This is a genomic window from Vibrio gelatinilyticus (assembly GCF_022836845.1).
In the GTDB taxonomy this organism is placed as follows: Bacteria; Pseudomonadota; Gammaproteobacteria; order Enterobacterales; family Vibrionaceae; genus Vibrio; species Vibrio gelatinilyticus.
The window spans coordinates 72,990-99,264 of the sequence record NZ_JAJNNZ010000006.1; the positions used below are offsets into that span (position 1 = coordinate 72,990).

23 protein-coding genes are annotated in these 26,275 nt (G+C 42.3%); 11 read left to right on the plus strand and 12 right to left on the minus strand.

Annotated features, from left to right (window positions below):
• Nucleotides 1–34: 34 nt before the first annotated feature.
• Entirely contained in the window at nucleotides 35–1,438 is a 1,404-nt protein-coding gene (locus LNL84_RS09585; RefSeq protein WP_244357012.1) for an aminotransferase class V-fold PLP-dependent enzyme, read from the minus strand.
• 338 nt (nucleotides 1,439–1,776) lie between these two features.
• Here LNL84_RS09585 and LNL84_RS09590 point away from each other — a divergent pair, with 338 nt between their 5' ends.
• Both LNL84_RS09590 and LNL84_RS09595 read left to right on the plus strand, forming a co-directional pair.
• On the plus strand, nucleotides 1,777–4,008 hold the full coding sequence (locus tag LNL84_RS09590) for a peptidase U32 family protein (protein ID WP_244357013.1): 2,232 nt from the start codon (nucleotides 1,777–1,779) through the stop codon (nucleotides 4,006–4,008).
• 105 nt (nucleotides 4,009–4,113) lie between these two features.
• Entirely contained in the window at nucleotides 4,114–4,776 is a 663-nt protein-coding gene (locus LNL84_RS09595) for a potassium channel family protein (RefSeq protein ID WP_244357014.1), read from the plus strand.
• 8 nt (nucleotides 4,777–4,784) lie between these two features.
• Here the strand turns inward: LNL84_RS09595 and LNL84_RS09600 are convergent, their stop codons facing one another.
• Nucleotides 4,785–5,270, minus strand: coding sequence for a DUF4174 domain-containing protein (locus LNL84_RS09600; RefSeq protein ID WP_244357015.1), 486 nt, complete (start codon nucleotides 5,268–5,270; stop codon nucleotides 4,785–4,787).
• Nucleotides 5,271–5,479: 209 nt separating this feature from the next.
• Between LNL84_RS09600 and LNL84_RS09605 the strand changes: the two genes are divergently transcribed.
• The 3 genes from LNL84_RS09605 (at nucleotide 5,480) to LNL84_RS09615 (ending at nucleotide 7,457) form a co-directional block, all read left to right on the plus strand.
• Complete coding sequence (locus LNL84_RS09605; protein WP_244357017.1) at nucleotides 5,480–5,956, plus strand: LabA-like NYN domain-containing protein; 477 nt, start codon at nucleotides 5,480–5,482, stop codon at nucleotides 5,954–5,956.
• A gap of 83 nt (nucleotides 5,957–6,039) precedes the next feature.
• A complete protein-coding gene (locus LNL84_RS09610; RefSeq protein ID WP_244357018.1) occupies nucleotides 6,040–6,432 on the plus strand; it encodes a nitrous oxide-stimulated promoter family protein in 393 nt (130 codons plus the stop codon).
• Between the two features lie 206 nt (nucleotides 6,433–6,638).
• Complete coding sequence (locus LNL84_RS09615) at nucleotides 6,639–7,457, plus strand: hypothetical protein (protein WP_244357020.1); 819 nt, start codon at nucleotides 6,639–6,641, stop codon at nucleotides 7,455–7,457.
• Here the strand turns inward: LNL84_RS09615 and LNL84_RS09620 are convergent, their stop codons facing one another.
• From LNL84_RS09620 to LNL84_RS09635, 4 genes are all read right to left on the minus strand, one after another.
• Nucleotides 7,458–8,252 carry an EAL domain-containing protein gene (locus LNL84_RS09620; RefSeq protein WP_244357021.1) on the minus strand — a complete coding sequence of 265 codons (795 nt, stop codon included), beginning with the start codon at nucleotides 8,250–8,252 and terminating at the stop codon, nucleotides 7,458–7,460.
• A gap of 342 nt (nucleotides 8,253–8,594) precedes the next feature.
• Nucleotides 8,595–9,383 carry a lipase family protein gene (locus LNL84_RS09625; RefSeq protein ID WP_244357023.1) on the minus strand — a complete coding sequence of 263 codons (789 nt, stop codon included), beginning with the start codon at nucleotides 9,381–9,383 and terminating at the stop codon, nucleotides 8,595–8,597.
• A gap of 103 nt (nucleotides 9,384–9,486) precedes the next feature.
• Nucleotides 9,487–10,122, minus strand: a complete 636-nt coding sequence (locus tag LNL84_RS09630) for a hypothetical protein (protein WP_244357024.1) — start codon at nucleotides 10,120–10,122, stop codon at nucleotides 9,487–9,489.
• A 43-nt stretch (nucleotides 10,123–10,165) separates the two neighbouring features.
• The gene (locus tag LNL84_RS09635; RefSeq protein ID WP_244357025.1) at nucleotides 10,166–10,810 is read right to left on the minus strand and encodes a helix-turn-helix domain-containing protein; all 645 of its coding nucleotides are present in this window, start codon (nucleotides 10,808–10,810) and stop codon (nucleotides 10,166–10,168) included.
• A 281-nt stretch (nucleotides 10,811–11,091) separates the two neighbouring features.
• On the opposite strand from LNL84_RS09635, the gene LNL84_RS09640 reads away from it, so the two are divergent.
• From LNL84_RS09640 to LNL84_RS09650, 3 genes are all read left to right on the plus strand, one after another.
• Complete coding sequence (locus LNL84_RS09640) at nucleotides 11,092–11,328, plus strand: DUF2164 domain-containing protein (protein ID WP_244357026.1); 237 nt, start codon at nucleotides 11,092–11,094, stop codon at nucleotides 11,326–11,328.
• A 165-nt stretch (nucleotides 11,329–11,493) separates the two neighbouring features.
• Nucleotides 11,494–12,033 carry a cytochrome b gene (locus tag LNL84_RS09645; protein ID WP_244357028.1) on the plus strand — a complete coding sequence of 180 codons (540 nt, stop codon included), beginning with the start codon at nucleotides 11,494–11,496 and terminating at the stop codon, nucleotides 12,031–12,033.
• On the plus strand, nucleotides 12,030–12,599 hold the full coding sequence (locus tag LNL84_RS09650; protein WP_244357030.1) for a YceI family protein: 570 nt from the start codon (nucleotides 12,030–12,032) through the stop codon (nucleotides 12,597–12,599). The genes LNL84_RS09645 and LNL84_RS09650 overlap by 4 nt, the downstream gene beginning before the upstream one ends.
• A gap of 95 nt (nucleotides 12,600–12,694) precedes the next feature.
• Here LNL84_RS09650 and focA read toward each other — a convergent pair whose 3' ends face one another.
• The gene (gene focA, locus LNL84_RS09655) at nucleotides 12,695–14,143 is read right to left on the minus strand and encodes a formate transporter FocA (protein WP_244357031.1); all 1,449 of its coding nucleotides are present in this window, start codon (nucleotides 14,141–14,143) and stop codon (nucleotides 12,695–12,697) included.
• 289 nt (nucleotides 14,144–14,432) lie between these two features.
• Between focA and LNL84_RS09660 the strand changes: the two genes are divergently transcribed.
• Nucleotides 14,433–15,335 (plus strand): LysR substrate-binding domain-containing protein, encoded by a 903-nt coding sequence (locus LNL84_RS09660; RefSeq protein WP_244357032.1) that lies wholly within the window; start codon nucleotides 14,433–14,435, stop codon nucleotides 15,333–15,335.
• A 129-nt stretch (nucleotides 15,336–15,464) separates the two neighbouring features.
• The gene (locus tag LNL84_RS09665; RefSeq protein WP_244357033.1) at nucleotides 15,465–15,956 is read left to right on the plus strand and encodes a DUF1097 domain-containing protein; all 492 of its coding nucleotides are present in this window, start codon (nucleotides 15,465–15,467) and stop codon (nucleotides 15,954–15,956) included.
• A 49-nt stretch (nucleotides 15,957–16,005) separates the two neighbouring features.
• On the opposite strand, the gene LNL84_RS09670 is transcribed toward LNL84_RS09665, so the two are convergent.
• Complete coding sequence (locus LNL84_RS09670) at nucleotides 16,006–17,637, minus strand: ATP-dependent endonuclease (RefSeq protein WP_244357034.1); 1,632 nt, start codon at nucleotides 17,635–17,637, stop codon at nucleotides 16,006–16,008.
• A 238-nt stretch (nucleotides 17,638–17,875) separates the two neighbouring features.
• Here LNL84_RS09670 and LNL84_RS09675 point away from each other — a divergent pair, with 238 nt between their 5' ends.
• On the plus strand, nucleotides 17,876–19,627 hold the full coding sequence (locus LNL84_RS09675; RefSeq protein ID WP_425244298.1) for a bifunctional metallophosphatase/5'-nucleotidase: 1,752 nt from the start codon (nucleotides 17,876–17,878) through the stop codon (nucleotides 19,625–19,627).
• Between the two features lie 470 nt (nucleotides 19,628–20,097).
• Here LNL84_RS09675 and LNL84_RS09680 read toward each other — a convergent pair whose 3' ends face one another.
• Genes LNL84_RS09680 through nirB form a run of 4 tightly spaced genes read right to left on the minus strand, consistent with a single transcriptional unit; the run spans nucleotide 20,098 to nucleotide 26,268 of the window.
• Nucleotides 20,098–21,846, minus strand: a complete 1,749-nt coding sequence (locus LNL84_RS09680) for a bifunctional protein-serine/threonine kinase/phosphatase (protein ID WP_244357035.1) — start codon at nucleotides 21,844–21,846, stop codon at nucleotides 20,098–20,100.
• 31 nt (nucleotides 21,847–21,877) lie between these two features.
• Nucleotides 21,878–23,347, minus strand: coding sequence for a NarK family nitrate/nitrite MFS transporter (locus tag LNL84_RS09685; protein WP_244357036.1), 1,470 nt, complete (start codon nucleotides 23,345–23,347; stop codon nucleotides 21,878–21,880).
• Between the two features lie 19 nt (nucleotides 23,348–23,366).
• A complete protein-coding gene (nirD, locus tag LNL84_RS09690) occupies nucleotides 23,367–23,696 on the minus strand; it encodes a nitrite reductase small subunit NirD (RefSeq protein ID WP_244357037.1) in 330 nt (109 codons plus the stop codon).
• A 10-nt stretch (nucleotides 23,697–23,706) separates the two neighbouring features.
• The gene (gene nirB, locus LNL84_RS09695; RefSeq protein ID WP_244357038.1) at nucleotides 23,707–26,268 is read right to left on the minus strand and encodes a nitrite reductase large subunit NirB; all 2,562 of its coding nucleotides are present in this window, start codon (nucleotides 26,266–26,268) and stop codon (nucleotides 23,707–23,709) included.
• Nucleotides 26,269–26,275 lie beyond the last annotated feature (7 nt).

Genomic DNA, 26,275 nt, shown 5'->3' on the forward strand with positions numbered 1-26,275 from the left:
AGTATACGCCCAAATTCAACTGGGCGCATAATCCTTAGGCCATATAGTCATACAAATCGCGTATCGCGGAAACGAGACCTCTGACGTCTTCTTCATTGTGGAAGAGGTGAGTAGAGATCCTTAACGCGTTGCTGTCTGCGGTATCGTCTTTGTATAATTTGAAATCTGTTGTACGGATGATATAGCCATAATCTTCTCTTAAGCGATCTCTAAACTGTGTAAGTAACTCTTTATCTTCAAGTTCAAATGGATTGAAGGTGGTGAGTCCGCTCGTTAATCCTTTTTCGTTCGGAGAGAAAATGTAAGCGTTAGGCAGTGCTTCTTGTAGGAGGTCTTTACATAGAGACCCCAGTTCTAAAACGCGTTTCTCGATACGAGCACGGCCAATATCGTCCCACATTTTGCAACTATCGACTAATGCTTGCTTGGCTGGATAGTTGTCATTTCCAATGTATTGGAGTTGAAGTTGGCTACCAAAAAAGTCGAGATGACCCAGTGACGAGTTGATAGCCCAGTAAGGCTTTTCGCCATTTGACCACTCTTTCAAACGGTTCATGTTATCTCTAACGTAAAGAATGCCCGTTGCGCCAGGACCACATTGCCACTTATGACCAGAGCCAGCGTAAAAGTCACATTCAATGTCGTGAAAGTTAAGATCAAGCATACCAATGGTATGAGCACCATCGACCAGTGTCGGAATTTGATGTTTGGTCGCTAATTGACAAATTTTCTTGGCAGGTAATCTAGTACCTGTTTTATAGGTTATATGTGAAAAAGTGATAAGTTTAACGTTTGAATGCTCTTTAATGGCTTTACGGAACGCTTTAACGTAATCACGCTCTGTGACGTTTTCGCTGCCTGTAAAGACAGGTAATTGTATCTCAACGATTTCTACTCCAAACCTTTCTTTAACAACGTTAAGAGGAGAAACGGCAGCAATGTGTTCATGGTGTGTGGTGAGAATGACATCACCTGGTTGTAGGTTCAATCCATTGATGATCGAACACATACCATCGGTAGTATTTCGACTTAGAATGATTTCATGCGGCTCGGCTCCGAAACTAGCCGCGATGTCAGAAACCATGTCAGAAACATAAGGCCAACTACCAAATTTATTGTCCATATCCCAGGGATATTTGGCAACCGTTTTATTGTTCTTATGGTAATTTTTGAGAACGTGTTTAGGCATTGAGCCAGTTGTGCCAATGTTCATATAAGTAGTAGAGTCGTCAAGGATAAACTGGGAGCGCACACCATCCCAAAATTCTTCATCACTCGAATAACGGCTGATTCCCCAGTCATTATCTAACTCATCAGCTACCGATGCTGCACTAAACACAGTGCTGCCGATACCGGCAATGGCCACACTTGCACCACCTTTGATGAAATTACGACGATTGACTGAGACAACGTCTTTATTCTGGTCCTGTTTTTTCATTGATTCATTTCCTTGTGTGTTGTTAATGTCCATAAGTTCAATGTGTTGCAAGATGTGAGCTAAAATAACAAATTCTACCTTTTAATATGTATTCTATTAGAACTCAACCACAAAAAGGTGATCTTTATTCCATAACTAGTTGTTATTGAATAAGATTTATATAGTCTACGATGCCTTATCGATCGTGACTTAGTAGCAGCTTATGCAGTCAGTTTAGTATTTAATTGTCCGGGTTGTATTTTTAGCTATGAAATTTTGATGAGTACGATAGTGTTAGACAAAACTGAGCCATGGCACGTAAAATACGCCGTTTTTTGATGTCATGTGAGCTACAAAATATGAGCAAGCAATTTGAGCTTTTAGCGCCAGGAGGCGATCTAGAATCCATTAAAGCCGCGATAGTCGCCGGAGCGGACGCGGTATACTGTGGACTAGGGAAATTCAACGCGCGTAATAAGGCGACAAACCTGAGCTTGGACGACCTTAATGGCGTTGTAAGATTAGCGCACCAATACGATTGTGAAGTCTTCCTCACACTGAATATTATTATGCTAGAGCAAGAGATCCCAGAGCTTGTTCGTTTGCTTAATACGCTCGTTAACACCAATATTGATGGTGTTATTGTTCAAGACCTTGGACTTGCTTATATTTTAAAACATCACTTTCCTACTATGGATGTACATGCATCCACTCAGTTCAATACTCATAATGAAGGACAAGTAGCGTTACTCGGGCAACTAACCGCCAGTCGCGTTAATTTGTCTAGAGAGCTCAATATTGATGAAATCACTCAGCTAGCGAGTTATGGGCGAGACCACAATGTATTGATGGAAGTCTTTGTTCATGGTTCATATTGCGTGAGCTTTTCCGGATTGTGTTATATCAGCTCACTACAAAATGGCGCTTCGGGTAATCGAGGGCGGTGTCGTCAATCATGTCGTGAGCAATACCAGCCCACTGATGTTGGTAAAAACTACCCTCTTAATATGAAAGACAACTCAGCTTTTTATGATATGGATGCCCTCGCCAAAGCAGGCGTTTATTCGTTAAAAATAGAAGGAAGAATCAAAAAGTCACACTATGTTTATACCGTCGTGGATAACTGGCGTAAACAGATAGATCGTTACTGTGACAATAAACCTTTGCTGGCCGACAATAGTGAGCTGCACACGGTATTCAACAGAGATTTTTCCAATGGGTTCTTGATGGGAAATATCTCAAATGCGATGTTCATTGATAATCCAAGGGACAATGCTGCTCACCACCTAGCACAACAAGAACAAGCATCAACGCCCGAGCAGTTGACTGACATCAAAAAGCGTTTATATGATAAAAAAACCGACATAATCGGAACGGTACGTGAAAAAGTTGCTCACTTGGATACTGATAAGTGGCCAATCACGGTAACTCTGTCAGGAAAGATCGATAGACCACTTATTGTCACTATCAAGACGCCAAGCAGGCACTTTAGTGTCCAATCTGATTCAGTATTAACGTCTTCAAGTAAGTATGGTTTTGATCAATGTTCGGTTGAGAAGTGGTTAAATGGATTAAACGATATTGATCATATTATAGAGCGAATTGACCTAACTGAGTTAAGCTGCGACTTGTATCTGCCTTTTAGTGAACAGGCTAAGATGCGTGAGCAGCTCGTTCAAGCATTAAACAATGACCGGTTAATAACGCCAGAAGTTGTACTTCCTCGTGTTGAAAGTCCACAAAAATTAAAGTTCAAGCCAAAACTTGCTGCACTGTTATCTGATGTCGATAATCTCAGTGACATTGATGATGACATAGAGCTCTATTACCCATTGCCAGAAACTTTGTATGTCGAGAGTGAAAGCACCATTGCTTTATTACAACAGTTTCCGCGCCTTGTGCCTTATTTCCCAGCTATTGTCATTGGCAAAGATTTTGACGCCGCTAAAAAAATACTCGACGAAGTCAAGCCCAAACGGATTGTTACTAACAATAGCGGTATTGGTTATCTTGCTTACCAACGGGGAATTGAGTGGCTTGCGGGGCCACAAATGAACTTAAGTAATTCATACGCTCTTAAATGTTTGAAAGATGAGTTTAATTGCTCAGGAGCTTTTATATCGAATGAGCTGAATCAGAAACAGATTAAGCGTATCGTTGCTCCTCAAGGATTTGAGCTGCACTACTGTATGTATCAACCTAATGCGTTAATGATTAGCAGACAATGCTTGTTTCATCAGACTGTTGGATGCCGTAGAAAACGTTTCGATGCTCGATGTCTCACCAAGTGTGAGAAAACAGCATCCATATTGAATTTGAAAGACAGTGCCTTTGTGCTCGATAAGCAAAAAGGCCATCACAACATCGTGTATGCCGAGTACAATATGTTGAACACTGAAGTTCTTGAACAACCATCGAATAACTTTGATGGTATGATGGTTGATCTAAGGCCGATTAAGACCCATACCCAACGAACCTCTAACACAGCAAGCCTCGTCAAAGAGTTTAAATTGGCTATCGCAGGTGAACGCCATAACCTTCATGGACAATTACAGCCTACGTGCAATAAACAGTACAAGAAAGGCTTATAAATAAGCTTTGGTCGTGTTTATTGGATTAAATCAATCAGTTAGATACAGAATTTAGTGAATATGCTAAATTGTAAAGGCGTTCAAAAAAAATCCACGAGGTAGCTAGTGAAAATCGTAACGAAAGATGACAATTTTTTTTTCTTGCTGATTTCATTATTGAGTCTTTTTTTCATAAGTGCAGTTGTTCATCAATATCGAGACAATGCGCAAACATTTGTGTTGATGTCTCTAGTTCTATGCATGGGAGTCTCGATTGTCGGTGTACACCGTAAACAGGCTTTTTATCGTTCATGGTACGTTATACTAATTTTGGTTGTGGTTGCTTCGGGGTCACTGTCTTTATTTCAAGAGGTTGATTTATCTCTAGTCACAATGAGCGCGATGTTGTTCTTCTTACTGGCACATACCTTCTCAGCTCTGAAACAGGTGATTACTCCCAAAGAGGTGACACTTAATCAAATAGTAGGGTCAATTTGCGTCTATCTATTGTTTGGTTTGTCTTTTGCGTTTATTTACTTAATACAATTAGAACTCTTTAACACACCGTTTAATGGATTAGAGCATAAGCCTTGGCTTGATAACCTGTTTGAAGTGATTTACTTCAGTTTCATTACACTCACTACCGTCGGATTTGGGGATATCTCACCGACCCTTGCTATTCCAAAGTTCTTTGTCTTTCTAGAGGCGATAACTGGGAGCTTTTATTTGGCTATCTTAGTCGCGAGCTTGGTTAGCAGTCACCTAAGCCAAAAAGACGCAAAAAAATAGCATAAGATTCAAATCGAACAACGGGTTTTTGTAATGAGACTTTCTTGTTGCCTTAGAGGCATTTCATCAATGTGTTCTTGAAGTTGGGTCCAATCTATTTTATCGCTCCATCGCCGTTTTTCCTCTCCGTCTTTGCCGATCAAAATGGCGGCGTGACTGCCTTCTTTGATGTTAAAAAAGGCTGACAAAGTCGCGTAATCAAATATGCTGGCAACCCATTCAGGATAAGAGAATCCCTCTTTTGTCACTACGATACTGACCACATCGCGCTCTTTGAGTGCACAGTCATTGGTAAAAGTACCAAGTAGAAAGGTGTCCACGTGAGTGTCTCTGCTAGGAGCAAAGTAAATAACGCTACGATGATGTAAGCGCATGTACTGGTGTCCGGATTCTGACTTGGGAGCACTTTGATAATTGGGGTAGGCGAAAACTCCGCCTATAGGCAGCGAGCATAATAAAGTGAAAATCAGCAAAGAAATTGAGTAACGCATCATCACCCCCCTTCCGAGGAAATGCACGAAATAGTGCGATTTAAAATTGGACTCGTCCTTTGTATACGTAAATTATAGTCAATTGGATTGACGCTTAAGTCGCTTGTAAAGCGAACAGCGAGAAAAAGTGAACATCAAGCTAAGCAGTTAGACAAGAACTGACGGCTTAAGTTGAGGTATACTATTGAGAAACAATGAGATGATGAAAAACGATGAAAACAGCAGCCATATTTGTAGATGTACAGAATGTCTATTACACGACGAGAGATGCTTACGGCCAGCATTTTAATTACAATGCATTTTGGCAGGAAGTCTCCAGTAGTTACGATGTCACATGTGCGAATGCCTATGCTATATCAAGCCACAACCCAAAACAGAGACAGTTCCATCACATATTGCGTGGTATCGGTTTTAATGTTTGTTTAAAGCCGTTCATCCAGAGAATGGACGGCAGCGCTAAAGGAGATTGGGATGTTGGTATTGCACTGGACGTCTATGAAAAAGCTTCTCAAGTAGACACGGTTATCTTACTTTCAGGTGATGGTGATTTTCAAATATTAGTTGATCGAATTCGAGAACGATTCGATGTCGAAGTTTTGGTGTACGGAGTCGAAAAGCTTACTGCCAATAACTTGATTGAGGCTGCGACTCGATTTAGAAAAATCGACGATTCATTGTTGCTTTGGTGATCTGTTTCGGTTTGAGCCCTAGGCGTTGACTTCAAATCCACGATAGCGTCTATTCTGGTAGTGGTTTGTTTGATAGGTTTAATATGAGTAGTAAGGCTAGTGAAATCTTAGTTGGTGCGTTAGAGACTGAGTTTAAAACTGTTAAAGCGATGATGCAGATATACTGTAAACAGCACCATCATCAAGATGGCCTGTGTGATGAATGTCAGGCTCTGCTTAACTATGCAGAACTGCGTTTGGATCGCTGTCCATATGGACAATCAAAGCCGACGTGCAACAAATGCCCAATTCATTGTTATAAGCCTGAACCTAAAGAGCAAATGAAAACTGTAATGCGATTCTCCGGCCCAAAAATGTTGTTACCTCATCCTATACTGTCAATTCGTCACTTACTTCACGAGAGAAAAAACGTGCCTCGTAAGCCAGATGACAATTTGTCTAATCGAGCTATTCGCTTGAACAAAACCAAACAATAGAGCGAATGTTTTGGGACAGTTCAGCGCCGAAATGTTCGTGTGATAGGTAGGACGACGACTGAAAGTGAAAGGGCACAACATGGCTACTATTAGGTATTGTTAGCTTCAATCACCAAGCCTTCAGGTATGCAAATTAAAAATTATTCTAACAAGTTTATACTTGTTAGAATTCACGGCCATTTTTAAAGCTGATTAGCGAAGTCTCCGTGAAGCACATCTCCTCTTATTACCTATGCGCATTAATATGTGCAATATCCTTTACTGTAATTGCAGCACCAGCGCCAGAAATCGATGAAGATTATGGGCGGACATTGCCTTTTTTTGGCGATAGAGTGCGAGATATGGGGATCACGTTACCCAAACCGATCGGAATTTCATTGTTCACGCACCAGCAAGAAGATCTTATGCATCTTGGCGACTTTAAAGTTGATGGTGAGTCTGTGAACGATCTACTTCCTAATGGTGAAAGTCAAACAACCAATATGACAAGTATCGTGGCACTGCGCGGCGATGTCTGGATACTTCCTTTTTGGGGGGTTAATGCCATGATAGGAAAAGCGGTCACGTCTTCGAATATCTCTCTTGGTTTAGCTGATTTTCAAAATGGTAATTTGAGCAAGCTTGAAGTCAATGGGTTGGCGACGACAAGCACTATTACAGCATTGGGAACCAGTCTGGCGTTTGGACATCGCAATATGTTCGCAACAGTCGACGCGCAATACATACAAACATCGGTTTCCGGCGTGGGAGTGAGTCTAGATGCTCTAGTCATTACACCGTTGCTTGGGCTTAATATTGGTGAGACAGGATGGAGGGTGGTTATTGGTGGTCAATACCAAGATTACCAAAAGAAGCTAAGAGGGGATCTCGGTGATATAAAGTTTAGTGCCACGCAAACATCAAGTCGTTGGTCAACTATGGTCGGGATGCAAAAGGAGTTTGTCGACAATTGGGAAGCATCAGTAATGATGCAAGACGGAAAAACAAGGCAAGGCGTGACGTTTATGCTAGGTAAACGTTTCTAATTAGGACACACATTGCTGGATAACGGGCTCAATAGCGCTTGGTAGTGCCAAATAGTAACCTTGATAGAGATCGAAGCCGATAGCTTTCATCGCTTCAAGTTGAGCCTCCGTTTCAATGCCTTCGATGACAGTGAGGGCATGGCAGCTTTTTGCTAATGCAAGACCATCCGTCAGTCTTTTTTCTTCACCTCTCATAAACTCTAAAAGCAGTGAACGGTCAAATTTCACCAAGTTTGGCTGAATAGCTGTAACCCGTTTATCTGTTGAGGCATCGCATCCGTAATCATCAATGGCAACAAGAAACTTGGACTCTCTGAGTTTATTAGAAGCACGACAAAAGGTTTCTTCTTCTTTCGCATCGAGCTCTAGAAGTTCAATTACGACACGTTTATTGCAAACTTGTAACTCTTTTAACCTATTACAAAGCAAAGAAGTATCAACGCCATCACGGGCAAGTTGCTCACTAGAAATTGGCAAAAAATTTAAGAAAAGAAGATGGTTATGAAATGCAGATAAACTGAAGTTTCTGATATGAATTGCTCGACTCAAACGATCAACGTTTAGCTGATCTGTCACGGAGTAATTCTGCGGCTGGAAAAAAACATTCGGCGGGACACTGTTTCCGCGATTGTCCTTGATGCGAACAAGAGCTTCGATACCAACGACCTTGTTATTACGACTAAAGACAGGTTGATAAACGCTACTTAACACAAGGTTTTTATAGCGCGCAGAAAAGCAACCATCTTGGCCAATATATATGCAGCGTTGAAAATCAGATTTATCTTTTAAAAGCATCGTAACGTAATTCTGTTAATACTAATCTTTACCCAGTAATGAATTATAATATTCGCTTTCTAGCATAAAAAGTCAAACCAAATGGTTGATTGAAATTTGTCCAATTCGTCTTGAGAGTAATGTTCTACACAAGTTTCAAGTATACAAAATTGGGTGTGTTGCTTTTCACTTGATAAATTATTAGTTAATCTATTCAATAGTTTGCATCAATTTTTGGCGAGTTTAGCTAGCCCATTGTGTCTTTTATATTATTAAAAATAGACTCGTTTTCTATTATCTAGCGAAACGAGCGACTTAAAAATATCTCTAAAATTTGAGAAGTATCTCGTTACTATGAAACATTTAATGTTCATCAAAGAAAACTTTGTTTCTGATGTATTTGCTCATTAAATGATAGGAGAACGGTCGCAAAAACCATGAAAACAACGAACGTATTAAGCGCTCAAGAGTCGGTGTATTTTCGTATATACGTCCATTGTATAACCATAGCATTTTCCCTACATGCCAGTAATAAAAAGGTAGAGGAGGCAGAAACGTCACGATATCAATATCACAACAAATACGATAGGTCTTATGGTGAAGTTTATAAGACTTCTTAAACTGCCATCCGCCGACAGCGGGTTGACCAAATGTCACGACCCTTTTGATGGATTTTGGAAAGCGGTGTTCAAGTGCATCAGCAATAATGCACCCAATCGCCCCTCCAGAAGAGTGACCTGTAACGGTGATCCGCTTGCCTTTTCTAATCAGTTCTTCACTGATCCGTATGGTTTTCTCAAATACCGTCTGCCCCAACGTATCATCTTTGTGAGACGGACGACTTTCTTGTGAAAGCAATGCCATGAAACCAGCATGAATTCGATAGGGGAGTAACAAAGGCTTACAACGACGTTGCCACATCGCAAAGGTGCCAATCCAGTCCCATAGGCTGTGCGATCCTTTAATCACAATAATGGCTTCTTGCTGGTGTTTACTCCATAGAACTCTAATGATCGTTTTGCCAAACCGATTAGCAATAATTCGTTGACCGTTAGGATCGAACCCGTATTGGGTTTGTCGAAACACTCGTGGGTAAGCTAGGTTACACAGGACAGCGTATTTTTCATATTGATATCGTTTAAGTCTTTTCACGGAGTCTTCGAGTAAAGTCTAAAAAGCAAATATGCGGGTTCAATATGAACAGAGAATGACAGCCATGAGCTGATTAGTGCATTTGAGTCAAATTAGTGGCTATTCACTGTTTTTGAATCACGGCGTAAAGCTGAACATACTTACGAACGAGTTCTTGATTGGATGAACGTTTCAAAGGATGGCCGTATTGTATGAAGCAGGGGCTGAGAGAAAATCGTTGGTACAATGTTTGCGCGAATTGAGAATGACTTTCATGAAGAACAATTCCTTGTCGCACGTAGTCTTCCAAATCATCCGGCATTTCACCTGTCCACCAGTGCATCAACTCTTTGCTGTGGACGCTACGAGAGATCCAATGGTCACTGATTAGGACCAAAAGATCACTGGGTTGAATTGCAAAGGCATATTCACTCAACCACTCATCAACATCGAGCATTAAGCTATCTCGGCTGTGTTTACTCGCGTTTACCAAATGGTGGGTTAGCACCCATACAGATCCTAATTCAGATGTTATTCGATAGTGATGAGGAAATTCATGAACTTTGATCGTGTCTATTGCTTCCATTTCGGTCATGTGACCAAACTGCTGCTGTGTATGACTAAGTCGTTTAGCGAATGCTAGACTGAGGTGGTGGCCTTTCATACCGCGATTATGAACAGCAGGGTAGTGTCTTTCACAAAGCTTTAAACAATCAGATTGAAATCCAGTGATGCTGTGAATAACCAAATCAAGTAACAAATTCCATCTCCATCAATATACATAAATAAACAGCGAAGTATATTTAATTGCGTTTTTTCCATGTACCCCAACTAACGACACCAATGATCTCAATATTGTCGTCATCAACATGTTCGATAGCGTTTTTGGACGTATCGTCACCGTACCATACGTGAATTGTCGTACCAACTTTAACGAGTGTGAAAAAGTCTGGAATTGGGTTTCCAGGCAGACGAGCTAACACGATGTCATCGTTGTTCCACGATTCTTTGCGATTAACGATCGCAATGCAATCCCACTTATAAGTAACGGTACTGCTAATTGGGTAAAAAACGCCAAAGCAGTCAGAGTATTCACAAGGAACCGGAACTTTAACGTGGCTTGTGGCCGTGCCTGACTCTATTAAATCAGGAACATCGTTTCGTCTGTACACCTTAATTAAAGAGGCGTCGTTTTTTGTGGCTTGGTTAAGCGCCTCGGCTGGCGTAGCTTGGTCTCCAATACCAAAGCAAAGCCAATGTGGCTGAACATCGAAAAAGGCAGCTATCTTAACCAGATCTTCGATCGTCGGGTAAGTGCGATTGTTTCCCTTGCTCAGGTAACGACTGATGGTCGCTTTTCCTTTACCGATTGCATGAGCCAATTCACCAGTAGTGCATTGAGTACTCTTCAACAAAAACGTTATACGTTCTTGGTATCCTTCATCCATGATGTTTTCCTAGTAGAACTTCTATTATTTTAAGCAATCAACCTCATAAATGAAACTGAATTTGTAAAGTAACTCTGATTATGAGACTGGCTCCTCAGTTAGCCTATTTAGTTGAAGACAAAAAGGATGAATTAAGTCGAGCGTAGCGTCAAACGGTGACAGAAAACGGATGTAAATGTTGATAACTAATATCAGTAAACCTTAACTGTCTAGAGAACTTGCTGAGGGGCAAGTACACTGTGTTTTGCTTAGGGCAAACAACTAACTTAAATGGTGAAAATATGTTTAGCAACAAACAAAGAACACAGATTGTCCATGGCCTTCAAGAATATTTCCAGGACGAAATGGAAGTAGAGGTCGGCCAGTTTGATGTTGAGTTTCTACTTGACCATCTGATCAAAACGTTAGGGCCCGCCTTTTATAATCAGGGGCTAGCGGATGCCAAAACAGTGATAGATAAAAGGCTTCTTGATATCACAGATGAGTTGTTTGAAATAGAAAAAGAGAGCGATTACTAAAGAACCGGTGGTTGTAACCAGCCGCGAGGCTTCTTCAAAAAACTTGAACATGACATTCTAAAACGCCACCTCGAAGATTTGTCAAAGATTGTAAATAATGTGTTTAATTCGAAACGACATTGTTACTATCGCAAATAGTTATCAACTCAAATGATGGATGTATAAATGAGTTCACCTGTTCGAAACTACAACCTTATTTCACGCACGCTGCATTGGATCTCCGCGTTAACCGTTTTTAGCCTTTTTGGCGTCGGGTTGTGGATGGTTGATTTGTCTTACTACAGTGAGTGGTACAAAACAGCTCCGCAGTGGCATAAATCAATAGGGTTGATTCTCGCTGCAGCAACCATTTTTAGATTGGTCTGGAAAGCCCTTTCGGCGGAACCGAGAGTTGAAGGTTCTAGGTTCGAGATGAAAGCCGCAACAATGGCTCATCATACGTTGTATCTGTTGTTATTTGGCTTGTTTGTATCTGGCTACCTTATTTCAACCTCAGATGGGCGAGGAATAGAAGTATTCGGTTGGTTTACTGTGCCAGCAATGGGTGAATTATTTGCAAACCAATCCGATGTCGCTGGCGAAATTCATTATTACTGTGGCTGGGCTGTGATAGCGTTATCGGCACTTCATGCCTTGGCCGCGTTGAAACACCACTTTATTAATAAAGACAACACCCTTAAAAAAATGCTAGGAGCTGTGAAATGAAAAAACTACTAATAACAACAGGACTGACGGCGGCGATGTTGATGCCTTTTGGCGCGATGGCTACCGACTACGTTATTGACACTAAGGGTGCTCACGCCTCTATCAACTTTAAGGTTAGTCATCTCGGTTATGCCTTTATTAAGGGCCGCTTCAATACCTTCAACGGTGAGTTTAGCTATGAACCCGAAAATGTTTCTGCTTCATCTGTGAAGGTGAGTGTGGATACGACGAGTTTGGATTCTAACCATGCTGAGCGTGACAAACATATTCGTAGCTCAGATTTTATTGATGCAGGCAAATATGGTGAAGCGGTATTTGAAAGTACCAAGGTGTCAGATGCCGGTGACGGAATGCTTAATATTGACGGCAATTTAACCCTTCATGGTGTGACTAAACCTATCGTGATAAGTGCTGAATTCATTGGAGCAGGTCAAGACCCTTGGGGTGGGCAACGTGCTGGTTTTTACGGAACAACGCGTCTAGAGTTGGCAGATTTCAACATCGCAGTCATGGGTGCATCAAGCTATGTAGACATGGAATTACATGTTGAAGGTGTGAAAAAGTAAACCATCATAGTTACGTAAAATAACAACGCCCCGAGGGTCACTTCAGACCTCGGGGTGTTGTTATTTACATAAATGTAATTTATGGTTTTATAGAGTTAAGCACTTGCTAGTTCATTTTCAACAATGTTCAATCGTTCACCGTAGATAGGACGTAAAGCAGACATCACATTCGCTCGTGACAGTGTTCCTACCAAAGTCCCACCATCAAGAACGGGTAACACGTGAGGTTTACTCACTTTCATAGATTTAGCGCGTTCTTCTAAAGACAAGGTAGTAAAACTGGTCGCAATTCCCATAGAAGATGTTGGGTACAACTTCTCTTTGTCAATACACAGGAATTCAGCAACATCGACAAGTCTTTCACTAGCATCAATAGCAACTACATCACGACTCATCAAATCGACAACCTTCTGGCCCGATTCAGGGATATAGTCCTGACACCACAAGTCTACCATGACATCATGTACTGAAAAGAAACCAACCAAGCGCCCTTCAATATCTATTACTGGTGCACTAGTTAGATTGTGATCCAGTAGAGTATCTAGTGCGACAGACGTTGGCATTTCAACGCTTAGCGTTGTAGGTTGAGTGTTCATGATTTCTTTAATTGCGATGTTGTTGTTCATAGGTGACTCCTTGACTGACGATATAGTAGTTGTAGTGGTAATAGCTGTAACGTTTGTTGCTTTTAGTTGTGGTCGGCGGTAAATACTCCAGTTCGCTAAGCCAACAAGTACTGCGCCACCAATGATGTTCCCTAAAGTTACAGGGATAAGGTTGCTGCTTACAAAATGCCAGGGCGTTAGATCTGAGTACTGACCTGCATTGGTCCCAATGCTTGTCCAAAAGTCAGGCCCGGCAAACATCTGAATAGTGATACCCAAAGGAACCATAAACATATTGGCGACGCAGTGCTCAAAGCCACTACTGACAAACATAGCCACTGGCAGTATGGTCATGGCTGCTTTTGTCATGGCGTTGGCTGAGCTAAACGTCAGCCAAATGGCGAGACATACCAATAGGTTACACAAGACGCCCAAAGCAAAAGCCTGAACCCAAGTGTGATGCAATTTGTGCTGTGCAATGTTCAGTGCGTTGAGACCCCACTGGCCGTTGTCCATTTGATAAAGACCCGCTGCAGAAACCATAACGAGCAGAAACATCGCGCCTATAAAATTACCAACGTAGACTTTTCCCCATATCGCTAACATCTTTGAGAAAGTAATCTGCTTGTTGGCCCATGATATGCTTGATAGAACCGAGCTGGTGAACAGCTCTCCACCACAAATAACAATCATGATGAGTCCCATGCTAAACGCTAAACCTCCAGCCAAACGACTGAGTCCCCATCCTGCGTCCGCGCTGCCCGTCGTCACCGTAATGTAAAAGAGAAACGCAAGGCCAATAAAAGCACCAGCCATAATGGCGAGGCTCATCGTCATCGAATTGGTTTTCTTCGCTTTACTCAGTGCGAATTTTTCTGCTTCTGCCATCATTTCTGTTGGAGAAAACAGCAGACGATCGTTGGCGTGTGTTGACGACATAGCTATTCCTTAAAAGTCTGATTGTTTTGATTCTCGCTCATTGATTAACTCCTTAACTCGTTGGCGAGAGCTAGGCCCCATGCCTTGCTTCAAAATCAGAATATGACGTTTCAGTGGTACTCGTAAAATTGATAATTTTGAAAATATGAATCAATTTTATTGATAACACCTTTACACTAGGTAAAATGAACCATGTGCAAATCGATGCGTGGTACTTCACTCATATTAAGAACGAAAACAGAGTCTTGCACCTTCAAGTAATTACGAACTAAACGGCAGGGGAATCTTAGTGCGGTACTCATTAAAACAGTTGGCAGTATTCGATGCGGTCGCTGATTCAGGAAGTGTTAGTCAAGCCGCAGAGAAGATGGCATTGACTCAATCGGCAACCAGTATGTCTTTAGCACAATTAGAAAAAATGTTGGGACGTCCTTTGTTTGAACGGCAAGGAAAACAGATGGCCCTAACGCATTGGGGAGTTTGGTTACGCCCCAAAGCCAAACGGTTATTGCAAGATGCGCAACAGATCGAAATGGGATTTTATGAACAACATCTACTCAGTGGCGAACTTAAATTGGGTGCAAGCCAAACACCTGGCGAACATCTTGTTCCAGACTTAATTAGTGCAATAGATAACGATTTCCCAGAAATGCGCGTTTCGTTGGGTGTTCAGAGTACCGATTCAGTTATCGAAGGTGTATTAGATTACAAATATGATCTCGGTATTATTGAAGGTCGTTGTGATGACAATCGCATTCATCAAGACGTTTGGTGCCGTGACCACTTAATGGTCGTAGCATCTGCGCACCACCCTTTTGCTCGTAGAGAAAAAGTAAGCTTGTCTCAACTTGAACAAGCAAAGTGGGTTCTACGAGAACACGGTTCAGGTACGAGAATGATTTTTGATAGCTCAATCCACCATCTCATCGCTGATCTGGATGTATGGCGGGAATATGAGCATGTCCCTGTACTGCGTAGCATGGTTGCTAATGGTCAATATTTGACATGTTTGCCGTACTTAGACATCGAACGCTTTATTGAATCTGGGTCACTCGTAGCGTTAAACGTACCAGAACTGAAAATGGAAAGAACGTTATCATTTATCTGGCGTGCCGATATGGCTGAAAATCCGTTGGTTGAATGCGTAAAAAGGGAAGGTATGAGAATGATGAAGGGCAAACCTACATTATAGGGTGATGTAGATCACTTTTACGTCCAATTTGTTGCAGTATTGCATTTGATTTTGCGAGCCACGCCTCGGTTTTAGAGGGCGAACTCATTTAGTCTATGTGCATAAATTGAACAGTAAATGGGCACGACTATGAACCCTCTCATCGCAATTTCCCTTACTACTGGTGTTCTTTCAGGGCTCTGGGGCTGGTTATCCATCTCGCTGGGCCTGTTGTCGTGGGCCGGGTTTCTTGGTTGTACCAGCTTTTTTGCTTCACCTAGTGATGGGCCCAAAGGCTTGGCGAAAAGCATGATGACTAATTTATCTGGTGTTGCATGGGCTCTGGTTATTATTAAGAGCAGTTCAATGTTTGACGCTGAAATTGTCGGCTATATTATGACAGCGATTGTGTCCTTTATGATGTGTATTCAGGCGAAGCGAAGCTGGCTAGCGTACATTCCTGGAACGTTTATAGGCGCGTGCGCGACATTTGCGGCAAACGGTGATTGGCAAATCGTCGCCCCTTCACTGATGTTGGGTGGTTTGTTTGGCTTTAGCATGAAATCGAGCGGTTTGTGGTTAAGTGCGATGTTAAGCAATGCCAACACAGCATCAACGGTAAGCGAACCTTCCAACAGTTAAATGGCTTGAAATCGACAATCAATTTATTTGATAGCACCGGAAAGGTGCTTTAAGTATTGCCATTGGCCATTGTAATGACGCGCTTCAAAATCCATCGGATCAATAACGGTACTTGCTCGACCCCTTGTTCTTCGCAATAGCCAACGATCGCAAGGGCGAGATCAGGCTTAGCAAATTTCTTTAGAACCCTTATTATTACTTTTTTAGGAGGAATAGGTTGGTCATGAGGGATTTTTACCAAGTCTTTAAAAAAGAGTTCGAACCCGTGAGCGTAGAGAAAATGCTCGATATCTCTATCTGGCAGTTCAGTTAAGTGATGTCTTGGGTGTTCGTTGCCTAGCTGATGCACAACCGTTGCCGCGTACTTTTTACCTGCTGCATCTCCGTCGGTAACAACGTGCCAATCTATCCCAAAGGTCTTAGCCACCTTGATAAGTGATTTTAATCCTGATTGTGCAAACTCTATGATTTGAACGCCCTCTGCCGCCAGATTATAACCACAAAGATTGGCGAGCTCATTAAAGAGCCAGACCTCAGTTTCTCCTTCGACCAATAACCAGCAACGAGCGAATAATGCGCGAGAGCGGTGAAAACGAATATGAAAGCCAATTCGTCTTAGCTCGTCGTGAGATAAGTTTTTTGTAGAGAGGTTTGTAGCAATGGTTCGGTCAGATTGCCTTACCAAACGTCGAATAGACTGAATGGGCACTGCACTAAGCAAGTCACTGCTGTTCGTGGTGAGGATTTTTTGCATGGGCAACATTTGCAACAGGCTCCAGGCTCTAGATAGATGTGTCGGATGCAATCGACCTTCGGGGTCTTCTAATAGCAATATAGGTCTTGCACAACGACGTAAATCATTAGGGCCTTTTGCTTGCAAATAGGCATTCAATAGTCCGAGTAACAACAAGCGAGTTTGATGGTTTTTGGTTTCATCAATTACTTGGGTGAGATTTTGATCACCTTGTGGACGACTGTAAAAAATACCATCACGCAGTTGATTTGGAAGTGTTCTTGATTGGCTGCGAAAAGAAAAGTAGTGCTCAACTAATGCACGCATAGCGTTTAAACTGGACTTCATTTCACCTTTGTTCACATGACCCGGTACGGCCAGCAGGCGACGGCAAGTATTGTTTATTCTTTTCTCGATATTTGAATTGACGCCATTTCCATTCTCAAAGGGGCGATTAAAACGCCTCGAGTCCCTCAGTCTAATCACCGGGTGTAAGCTCATGAGCTCTTGAGCCAATTTTTCAGAGTGATGCAATTTTAAAGGATTACCTTCAAGATCGAGAAAGGTGTAGCGAGTTATCGGTTCATACCCTTCGAGCGTAGCACTTATCCGGTAGTAAAATCGATGATTGCCATACTCGTCTAATTGCCAAATGGGCTTTAGTTTGCGATAGCGGCCAGCATGTATTTCATTTTTCTCTGTTGTGACAAAGCTGAGAATGATCTGAAGGTGACGAGATTGTGGGTGTGAAATAGAATGATCGACATGAAAATCGGTCATTAAAAATTGGTATGGAAAGCCATTTGATGGCAACACTACACTCAGCGCATCAAGCAAAGAAGACTTACCCCAAGTATTTTCTCCGATAAGGGTGGTGAGCTCATCAAAAGAGAGAGCTAAGCGTTTAATCCCCCGAAAACCAGAAACATCAATACGTTCAAGCTTCATATTGCCCCCCAATTTTGACGCAATACAGGATGTACACGTTAGAACGGCCAATAGTTCAATTATACGAAACTTTAAAAAAACGGAGCGAAATCAATCGTAATAACGATAAGAACCTCATAGATTATTGTGCCTATAACGAAACAAAACGTGATATATCTCTCTTAAAGACCTGTATACTTCTCACTTGATTTCATCAAATTAATACAAATGTCATAAAACAGGGGCTAGGATAAAGGGAATGAAACGAGAAGAAAATATGACAGAGAACAAAACACTGACCATTACATTAGCCCATATCAATGATACCCATTCTTATTTTGAGCCGACTTCTTATCAATTCCGTATCGAGGTCGAAAACCAGGTATATTCTCCTTTCGTTAGTGTTGGCGGCTTTGCACGCTTAGCGTCACGTGCTCAACAATTGAAAGCCAATGCGTTGGCTAAAAATCAAGGTTTTCTGTTTCTTCATGCTGGAGACTGTTTCCAGGGCACACTATATTTCTCTCTGTTTAAAGGCAAAGCCAATGCTGAATTACTTAATGCACTAAGTATTGACGCTATGGCGCTGGGCAATCATGAACTAGACATGGGTAATGATCCAGTTGGCCAGTTTGTGCGCCAGATTAATTTCCCTTTGTTGGCTGGGAACTGGGATTTAAGTAACGAGTATAAAGACAAACTTAACCCATTGAGAAATTTGAATAACATCTACAGCTTTGATGATGAAACCCGAAGTGCAAAGTATATTGTCAGAGACATAGACGGAGAACGCATTGCCATCTTTGGTCTATCACTTGATTTGATGGCAGATATTGCTAACCCAGATATAGATACACCTTTTGTCAATGCTCTAGAAACAGCGCGTAATACCATAGATAAGATACACCAAGAGGGTATCAATAAGATTATTCTTCTTAGTCACCTTGGTTATGAAGGCGACCTACGTCTTGCCGGTGAAGTGCAAGGTATTAGTGTAATCGTTGGCGGACATAGCCATGTATTGCAAGGGGATTTTTCTAAACTCGGTGTGACATCGCGCGACGTATATGGCGTTAGGGTTAATCAAACCGTTGTCGTACAGGCAGGTTATCATGCGTTAACATTAGGGCATTGTGAACTTACCTTTGATGAACATGGGATTGTGCAGCAATGTGAAGGTAAAAATGAAATCTTGATTGGTCGCAGATTTTTTGTAGATGCTTCTTTATCGGAAACGGTAGAGGATCATATACGCCGTAACGTTTTAGCAACCATTCATAATCATGGGAATGTTGTTGTCTGCAAGAAAGATCCGTATATACAGTCAATTATTCAAAATAAATATCAGCCGAAAGTGCGTCAATTGCAAGCGCAACAAGTTGCTTTCTTAACCTCTCCAGCTAGGCATATTCGCATACCCGATGAGCAAGGTGGGAGCGTAATTGCCCCTTTGGTTGCGAAATCGTTCTATTATGCAATGGCCAATCGAGGTTACGCCCCAGATTTTGCCATACACAATGCTGGTGGAGTCCGAAACTCGTTAAATGCAGGGCAAGTGTCACTGGCAGACATTGCAGGAAAAATATTGCCTTTTGCCGTTCCCATCGGTGTATACAAGATACAAGGTCATCACATTGCCACCATTTTAGAAGGGGCGATTAACAACGCCATTAGCAATGGCGTTGCTGGAACGGGCTCAGGGAGTTACCCCTATTGTTATCATTTGGACTTCAAGTACGACCGTCACGCCCCGTTGGGTTCTCGTATTTTAAATTTGAAAATAATGGGAGAGTTCGGTTGGGAGTTTGTGGTGAGCCATAGAGTTTATACGGGCACTTCAAGTGCTTACACCATGAAAGGTAAAGAAGGTTATGATGCTATCCTAAACATGCAGGACGCAGGAGAAGTCACGGCATTGTCAATGGCTGATTGCTTTATCGAATTCTTAGCAGATAACCCTAAAACCTTCGAACAATCAGCTACCTACGAAAATGCGATGTTAATTCCATAGTTTGGCGTAAGTTTTGCCGATTTATGAACTGTTCTCGATCTGGTAAGTCCACTTACGTAGACTTATACAATCAACAGTACAAGGAGTTAGCATGTGGAATAAAGATTGGCTTGACATGCTCGTTGTCATTGGCTGGGTAGGTGCATGGTCAGTATTGGTGTATTTCGTGCCAATCGGAGGCGCACTGTAGGCATTGTGGAATCACACTTACCTAATTTAAGTAAAATCGGTGCTCTGTGACAAAAGGAAAAGGCCGAGTACAACATAATCTCGGCCATTCCAGACGCGCAAGCAAAGGCGTTCAAGTCACGGTAATTCTTTTACCGTACGGCTGTCAAATTTGACTCGCTATAAACTTGAACATTTCTAACAAGCTTGTTGTTGTGCGGCTGAGTTAACAATTTCAAATGTTTGACTTGTTTTTTTATGTTCCTAGTAGTTAAGGAATCGTAACTGGCTCTATGAGTCGTCTACTGTCTTTGTATTAGCAATAGCAATTCAATGACAGCGCACATCGATATCAGCAATGTACTAAGTTTCCAAAACAAAATCGGATTTGTGTTGATCAAGCCTGTTTCAGTGTAGGTTGAAATCAGCTGCTGATTTGGTTTGGCGATATCAATGAGAAATTCACTAAATACACTGTATCGACTTTTTTTATCGGTTGTACAAGCTCGTCTTATAGCAGCGTCAAACCACAAGGGGATATCCTCTCTGTGTGTTGGTAGCGGTGTATAATGCCATTTATGGTGACGTGCTCGCGTGAGAGACTGGCTATCGATGCTTTGATAAGGAAGTTCTCCTGTTAGCATCTCATAGGTTATAACTGCAATCGCATATAGGTCGGTCTGGTGTGAATAGTCGCTTTTTAATATAGCTTCTGGTGCCAAATAATTCGCCTCTCCTAGTGGTACGTTAACTCTACCGTTAAAGATACAGTCTTTATCGAGTGAAAAGGCCGCGCCATAATCAATGATCTTGATGCTACCATCATGTTGCAAAATGATGTTATCCGGTTTCAGGTCGCAATGAACGATATTTAAGCGTTGAAGAACCCTTACGGCTTTAACAATACTGGTGATAATTTCCCTAACGGCGTTTAACGGTGGGTTTCTGTGATCGCGAATCCACTGCCTCAGTGTATAACCATCAGAAAATTCGTAAATGTTGTAGATGAATTTAGACTTATCATTTTGTGGATAGTACTTCATTAGTTGCGGGTGATTTAATTGCGAAGCAACCCAACGTTCTCGAAGAAAATTGTTAATCGCGTCTGGATCTTCAGACAGACTTTCAGACAGAGTCTTTAACACTTTGATACTGTTGTTGGCCTTGTCGATAACTTTGTATACATGACTTCGCGTTCCATTATGAATCACATCTAATACTTCGAATTGATCAATTTTATTGCCAATGTTTAGTGCTGGGGGAATATTTTGGTTGTTGAGTAGTGACAGGTAATCATTGTGGGAACGTAGCTCTAGATGATCGACGCAAAGCAATAAAGAACTTAGATTGTCTTTGCTCTGTGCACTTAACGCTTTTTGTGCGAGATCTTGCCCTACAGCCTCGAAGGAATTTTCCCTTTTGGATAAACTCGCAGCAATGTCATTTGGATCTAGATTATCGTGAATACCATCGGTGGTGAGTAAAAACAGGTCGTTCGTCTCGAGTTTAATGGCTAGATAATCAACATCCAAGCGGCTATCTATCCCAAGAGCGCGTGTCAAATAATGGTGTGAGCCATAGGCTTTTCTTTGATGATCACGAGTAAGCAGCTGTAGTTTATCATCCCGATAGAGGTAAACCCTGCTATCTCCAACATGGAATATGTGTGCTGATGTTCCTTTAAACACGATACAACTGAATGTGCATATCAGTTGGTCGTGTAACATAGTCTGTTGGCTACCTTGGTAGTACAGCCAACTATTGAGTGCCGTTAATACCTTTGAAACAGAACGCTTAACTCCCCACGAGTCTGGCGTTGAGTAGTAGTCATTAATAAATTGCACAACAGCGGTTTGGCTTGCTTGTTGGCCCTGAGCGCTGCAACTGACGCCGTCAGCAATACAAGCGGCAATACCTTTGTTCTCTTTCTCTTTATTCGATGTGGGTGAGTAAACCAAGAAAGCATCTTGATTGATCTCTTTTGTTCCTGCACTAGAGTAGCCACCGTATGACACGCTGAGTTTATTGTTTGCAGTATAGATAGAGTCCATTAAACGCCTTCTTGGTTGTCTGAGTTACTGATTATCTAGCGACATCAATAAGAGTTACACTTCCATCGTCATTGACTTCGGCAATTTGTCCTTTTGGTTCTTCCATATAAAGCAGAGCAACGAAACCTACTACCGCAGTACCAGCAATAACAAAGAAGAACGTTTGGTAGTCTACGAAAGACAGTACAGTGAGATACACAACAGCCCCAACGTTACCGTAGGCACCCGTCATTCCTGCAATTTGTCCGGTCATACGTCTTTTAATAAGAGGAACTGTTGCAAAGACAGCGCCTTCTCCGGCCTGCACAAAGAATGAACATAACATCGCTGCTGCAATCGCCAACCAAAGCGGCCATTCTGAGTTGACTTGTCCCATCAATAGGTAACCTACTGCTAGTCCTGCCGTGAGAAATAACAACACAGACTTGCGGCCGAACTTGTCAGAGAGTAAGCCGCCACCAGGTCGCGACATCAAATTCATAAATGCGTAGGCAGAGGCGACCATTCCTGCAACGACAGGGCTGAGCTCGAACGTTTCTAAGAAAAACAGTGGCAACATAGAGACTACAGCGAGCTCTGACCCAAATGTTGCAAAGTAAAGGATATTAAGAACAGCGACTTGCTTAAACTTGTATTGATGAATTTCGTCCACAGGTTGGCGGAAAATTAATTTGTTTACTTTCCAAACCTGACTGACTTCATACAGGTATAAAGTGGCAAGGGCGATGTAAATGACGTTAACCACCAAGTCAGAAAGCATTCCTACGCTTGATGGCGATAACTTCCAAGCCAGCAGAGCGAGTGCACCGTACATTGGAATTTTCATAGCCAACAGTAAAAAGAAGTCGCCTTTTGACGTCACTTCCATTGCGGTCAAGTGTTTAGGTCTAAAATAAGTAGCACCTTTTGGAGTATCTGACACATTGTTATAGAAGATCCAAGAGAATACTAAGCTCATCACACCTGTTATTGCGATTGCGTAGCGCCAGCCTTCATCGCCACCAAACATAAGCGCCAAAGTAGGCAGTGTAAATGCTGCAGCAGCAGAGCCAAAGTTACCCCAACCACCATAAATACCTTCAGCCGTGCCCAGTTCGTTGTGAGGGAACCATTCGGACACTATGCGGATACCGATTACAAAACCAGCGCCAATGAATCCAAGTAAGAATCGAGAAATGGCTAATTGGATAAAAGATTCTGCGAATGCGAAAGCAAAACAGGGTAAAGAACATAATGCGAGTAAAGCACTGTAAACCACCCTAGGTCCAAAGCGATCCGTTAACGAACCTATTAAGACGCGCGCTGGTATGGTGAGGGCAACGTTAAGGATAAGAAGTGTTTTGACCTCTTGTGTGGTTAGGCCAAACGTTGCTTTAACCATCTGTAATAGAGGAGCAAAGTTAAACCAAACGACGAAGGTGACAAAAAAAGCCATCCAACTAAGATGGAGTACTTTCATCTTTCCAGTGAAAGAAAATAAGGAGAATTTCCCACTATCCATTGTAAATATCCTTAAATAATCAATGAGCCTGAACTTGAACAAGTGATTTTTCAATTCGAATAGGGAATGTGTCTAACTTCAACTTGTCGTTGTCGAGACATATACCCGTTCGAAGGCTGTATGCTTCCTTATACAATGGTGATGCAACGATAGGTTCACCCTGCGTTGAGCCCATAATACCACGCGATATCACGTTGGCTTGGCCAACGGGATCGTAGTTGGACGTCGCGTATATCGAACTTGTACGAGAACAATAAAATATGGCGACTTGCTGCGCTCCGACTTTGGCGCAAACCCCGGTTTGAGGTACCAAGTCTTTGATATGGCATACTGTTTTCCATTCACTCATATGAGTCTCCTTACTCTGTAATTTCTACAATATCAATTCGGTCGATAGTGGATTCACTAACGGTCTGACTTGGTTTAGGAACGCGCTGCTCTCGAACGGTGACAAATTGCAAAGTGTCAGACTCGCTATGGTTAATAAAGTGACTAAATCGCTTGAGCTTTTCTGGATTTTCAATGGTTGTTTTCCACTCGCACTGGTAATTAGAGACTGTGTTGTCCATTTCTTTCTCAAGCTCTTTAGCTAGGCCTAGGCTATCGTCCACGATGACTTTCTTTAGGTAATCGATACCACCTTCTAGGTTTTCTAGCCAAACGGAAGTTCTCTGAAGTCGGTCTGCGGTTCGAATGTAAAACATCAATAATCGGTCGACGTAGCGAACAAGAGTGTCCCTATCTAAATCTGTAGCCAATAAATCAGCGTGCCTCGGTCTCATACCACCGTTGCCACAGACATAGAGGTTCCAACCTTTATCAGTAGCAATGACGCCAATATCTTTGGACTGTGCTTCTGCACACTCGCGTGTACAGCCAGAAACCGCAAACTTAAGTTTGTGAGGAGAACGTAGCCCTTTGTAGCGATTTTCTAGTTCAATCGCAAAACCAGCGCTATCATCGACGCCATAGCGACACCATGTGTTACCAACACAGGACTTGACCGTTCTGAGAGATTTTCCATAAGCGTGACCGGTTTCAAAACCAGCGTCTATTAATTGTTGCCAAATTTCTGGAAGTTCATGAAGTTGAGCGCCAAACAGATCGATTCGCTGACCACCAGTAATTTTCGTATATAGGTCAAATTGTTTTGCAACCTGCCCAATAACAATGAGTTTTTCGGGAGTGATCTCACCACCAGGCACTCTAGGGACAACCGAGTAGGTCCCATCTTTTTGCATGTTGCCTAGATAGATATCATTGGTGTCTTGTAACTCAACGTGCTCCGTCTTCAGGATATAGTCATTCCAATAGGAAGCGAGGATAGAACCAACGGTGGGTTTACAGACAGCACAACCAAGTCCTTCACCATGAAGTTCCAGTACCTGGTCAAAAGTGGTCAGTTTACTGACTCGAATGATATCGGCGAGTTCTTGCCTAGAATAAGCAAAGTGCTCACAAAGATGGTTGTTGACTTCTACACCCGTCGCCGCGAGTTCACAATCAAGAACTTGCTTGGCTAGGGCTGAACAACCACCGCAGCCAGTTGAAGCATTAGTGGTTTGTTTTAGTTCGGCCATCGTGCTGCAACCATTGGCTACAGCTTGTACAATGTCGCCTTTGGTGACATCAAAGCAGGAGCAGATAACGGCGCTATCGGGCAACGCTTCAACACCAACTGCATTCTCACCGTCTTCAGCGACATTGGGTAAAATTAGCGTTGAAGGACTGCTTGGTAATGGCATATCATTTTGCTTAATTTGCAATAAAGCACCATAAGCATCCGCATCGCCAACCAGCACTGCACCAATAATTTTTTTACCATCTTCACTAATGATTAGGCGTTTATACACCTGCTCAATTTCATCATTAAATGTATAGGAGCGAGCACCAGGTGTTTTGTCGTGGACTTCACCGATACTGGCCACATCAACACCCAGTAACTTGAGCTTCGTACTCATATCAGCTCCTTTAAATAGAAGGGCTGAGGATTCAGAAGGCTTAGCCATGATATGGTGAGCTGCAACTTTAGCCATTTGATAGCCGGGAGCCACCAAACCGAAGATTTGATTCTCCCAAAGTGCACATTCGCCAATTGCGTAGATATTTTCGTCGCTTGTTTGGCAGTTGTCGTTGATGACGATGCCACCACGAGGGCCTGTCGCTAATCCAGACTGCTTGGCTAATTCATCTTGAGGCCGGATACCCGCTGAGAATACGATCATATCGGTTTCTAGATGGCTTCCATCAGCAAAGTTCATTCGATAGCGCGAATGTTCTCCGGGGACGATTTCGCTAGTGGCTTTCTCGGTATGGACTGTAACGCCAAGATCTTCTATTTTGCGCCTGAGGAGAGTGCCGCCACCTTCATCAAGTTGAACCGCCATAAGTCGAGGAGCAAACTCCACAACGTGAGTGTTCAAACCAAGACTTTTAATTGCGTTTGCTGCTTCAAGGCCTAATAAACCACCACCAATGACAACGCCAGTTGAACTTAGCGTACTCGAAGCTTGTATCTGATCAAGATCTTCGATTGTTCGATATACGTGACAATGCTCTGAGTCATTTCCAGGTATAGGAGGTACAAATGGGTAGGATCCCGTCGCTAGAATGAGTTTGTCGTAGGCTTCTATTCGCCCCTCTCTGGTCGTCACTGATTGATGTGTGCGATCTATCTTGATCACTTTATCATTAGCAATAAAGCGCACGTCTTTTTCGGCGTATTGGCTCGCGGAGGTCAGTGCTAAATCGTCGGCGGTCTTTCCCGTCAAATACGACGTTAACTGAACACGATCGTAGGCAAGCCTCGGCTCTTCGCTAAATGTAACGATATCAATATCAGGATCTTGTGACGATATTGTGTCTATAAATTTGTGGCCAACCATTCCGTTGCCAACGACTATTACTCGTTGTTTTGTCATAACTGTT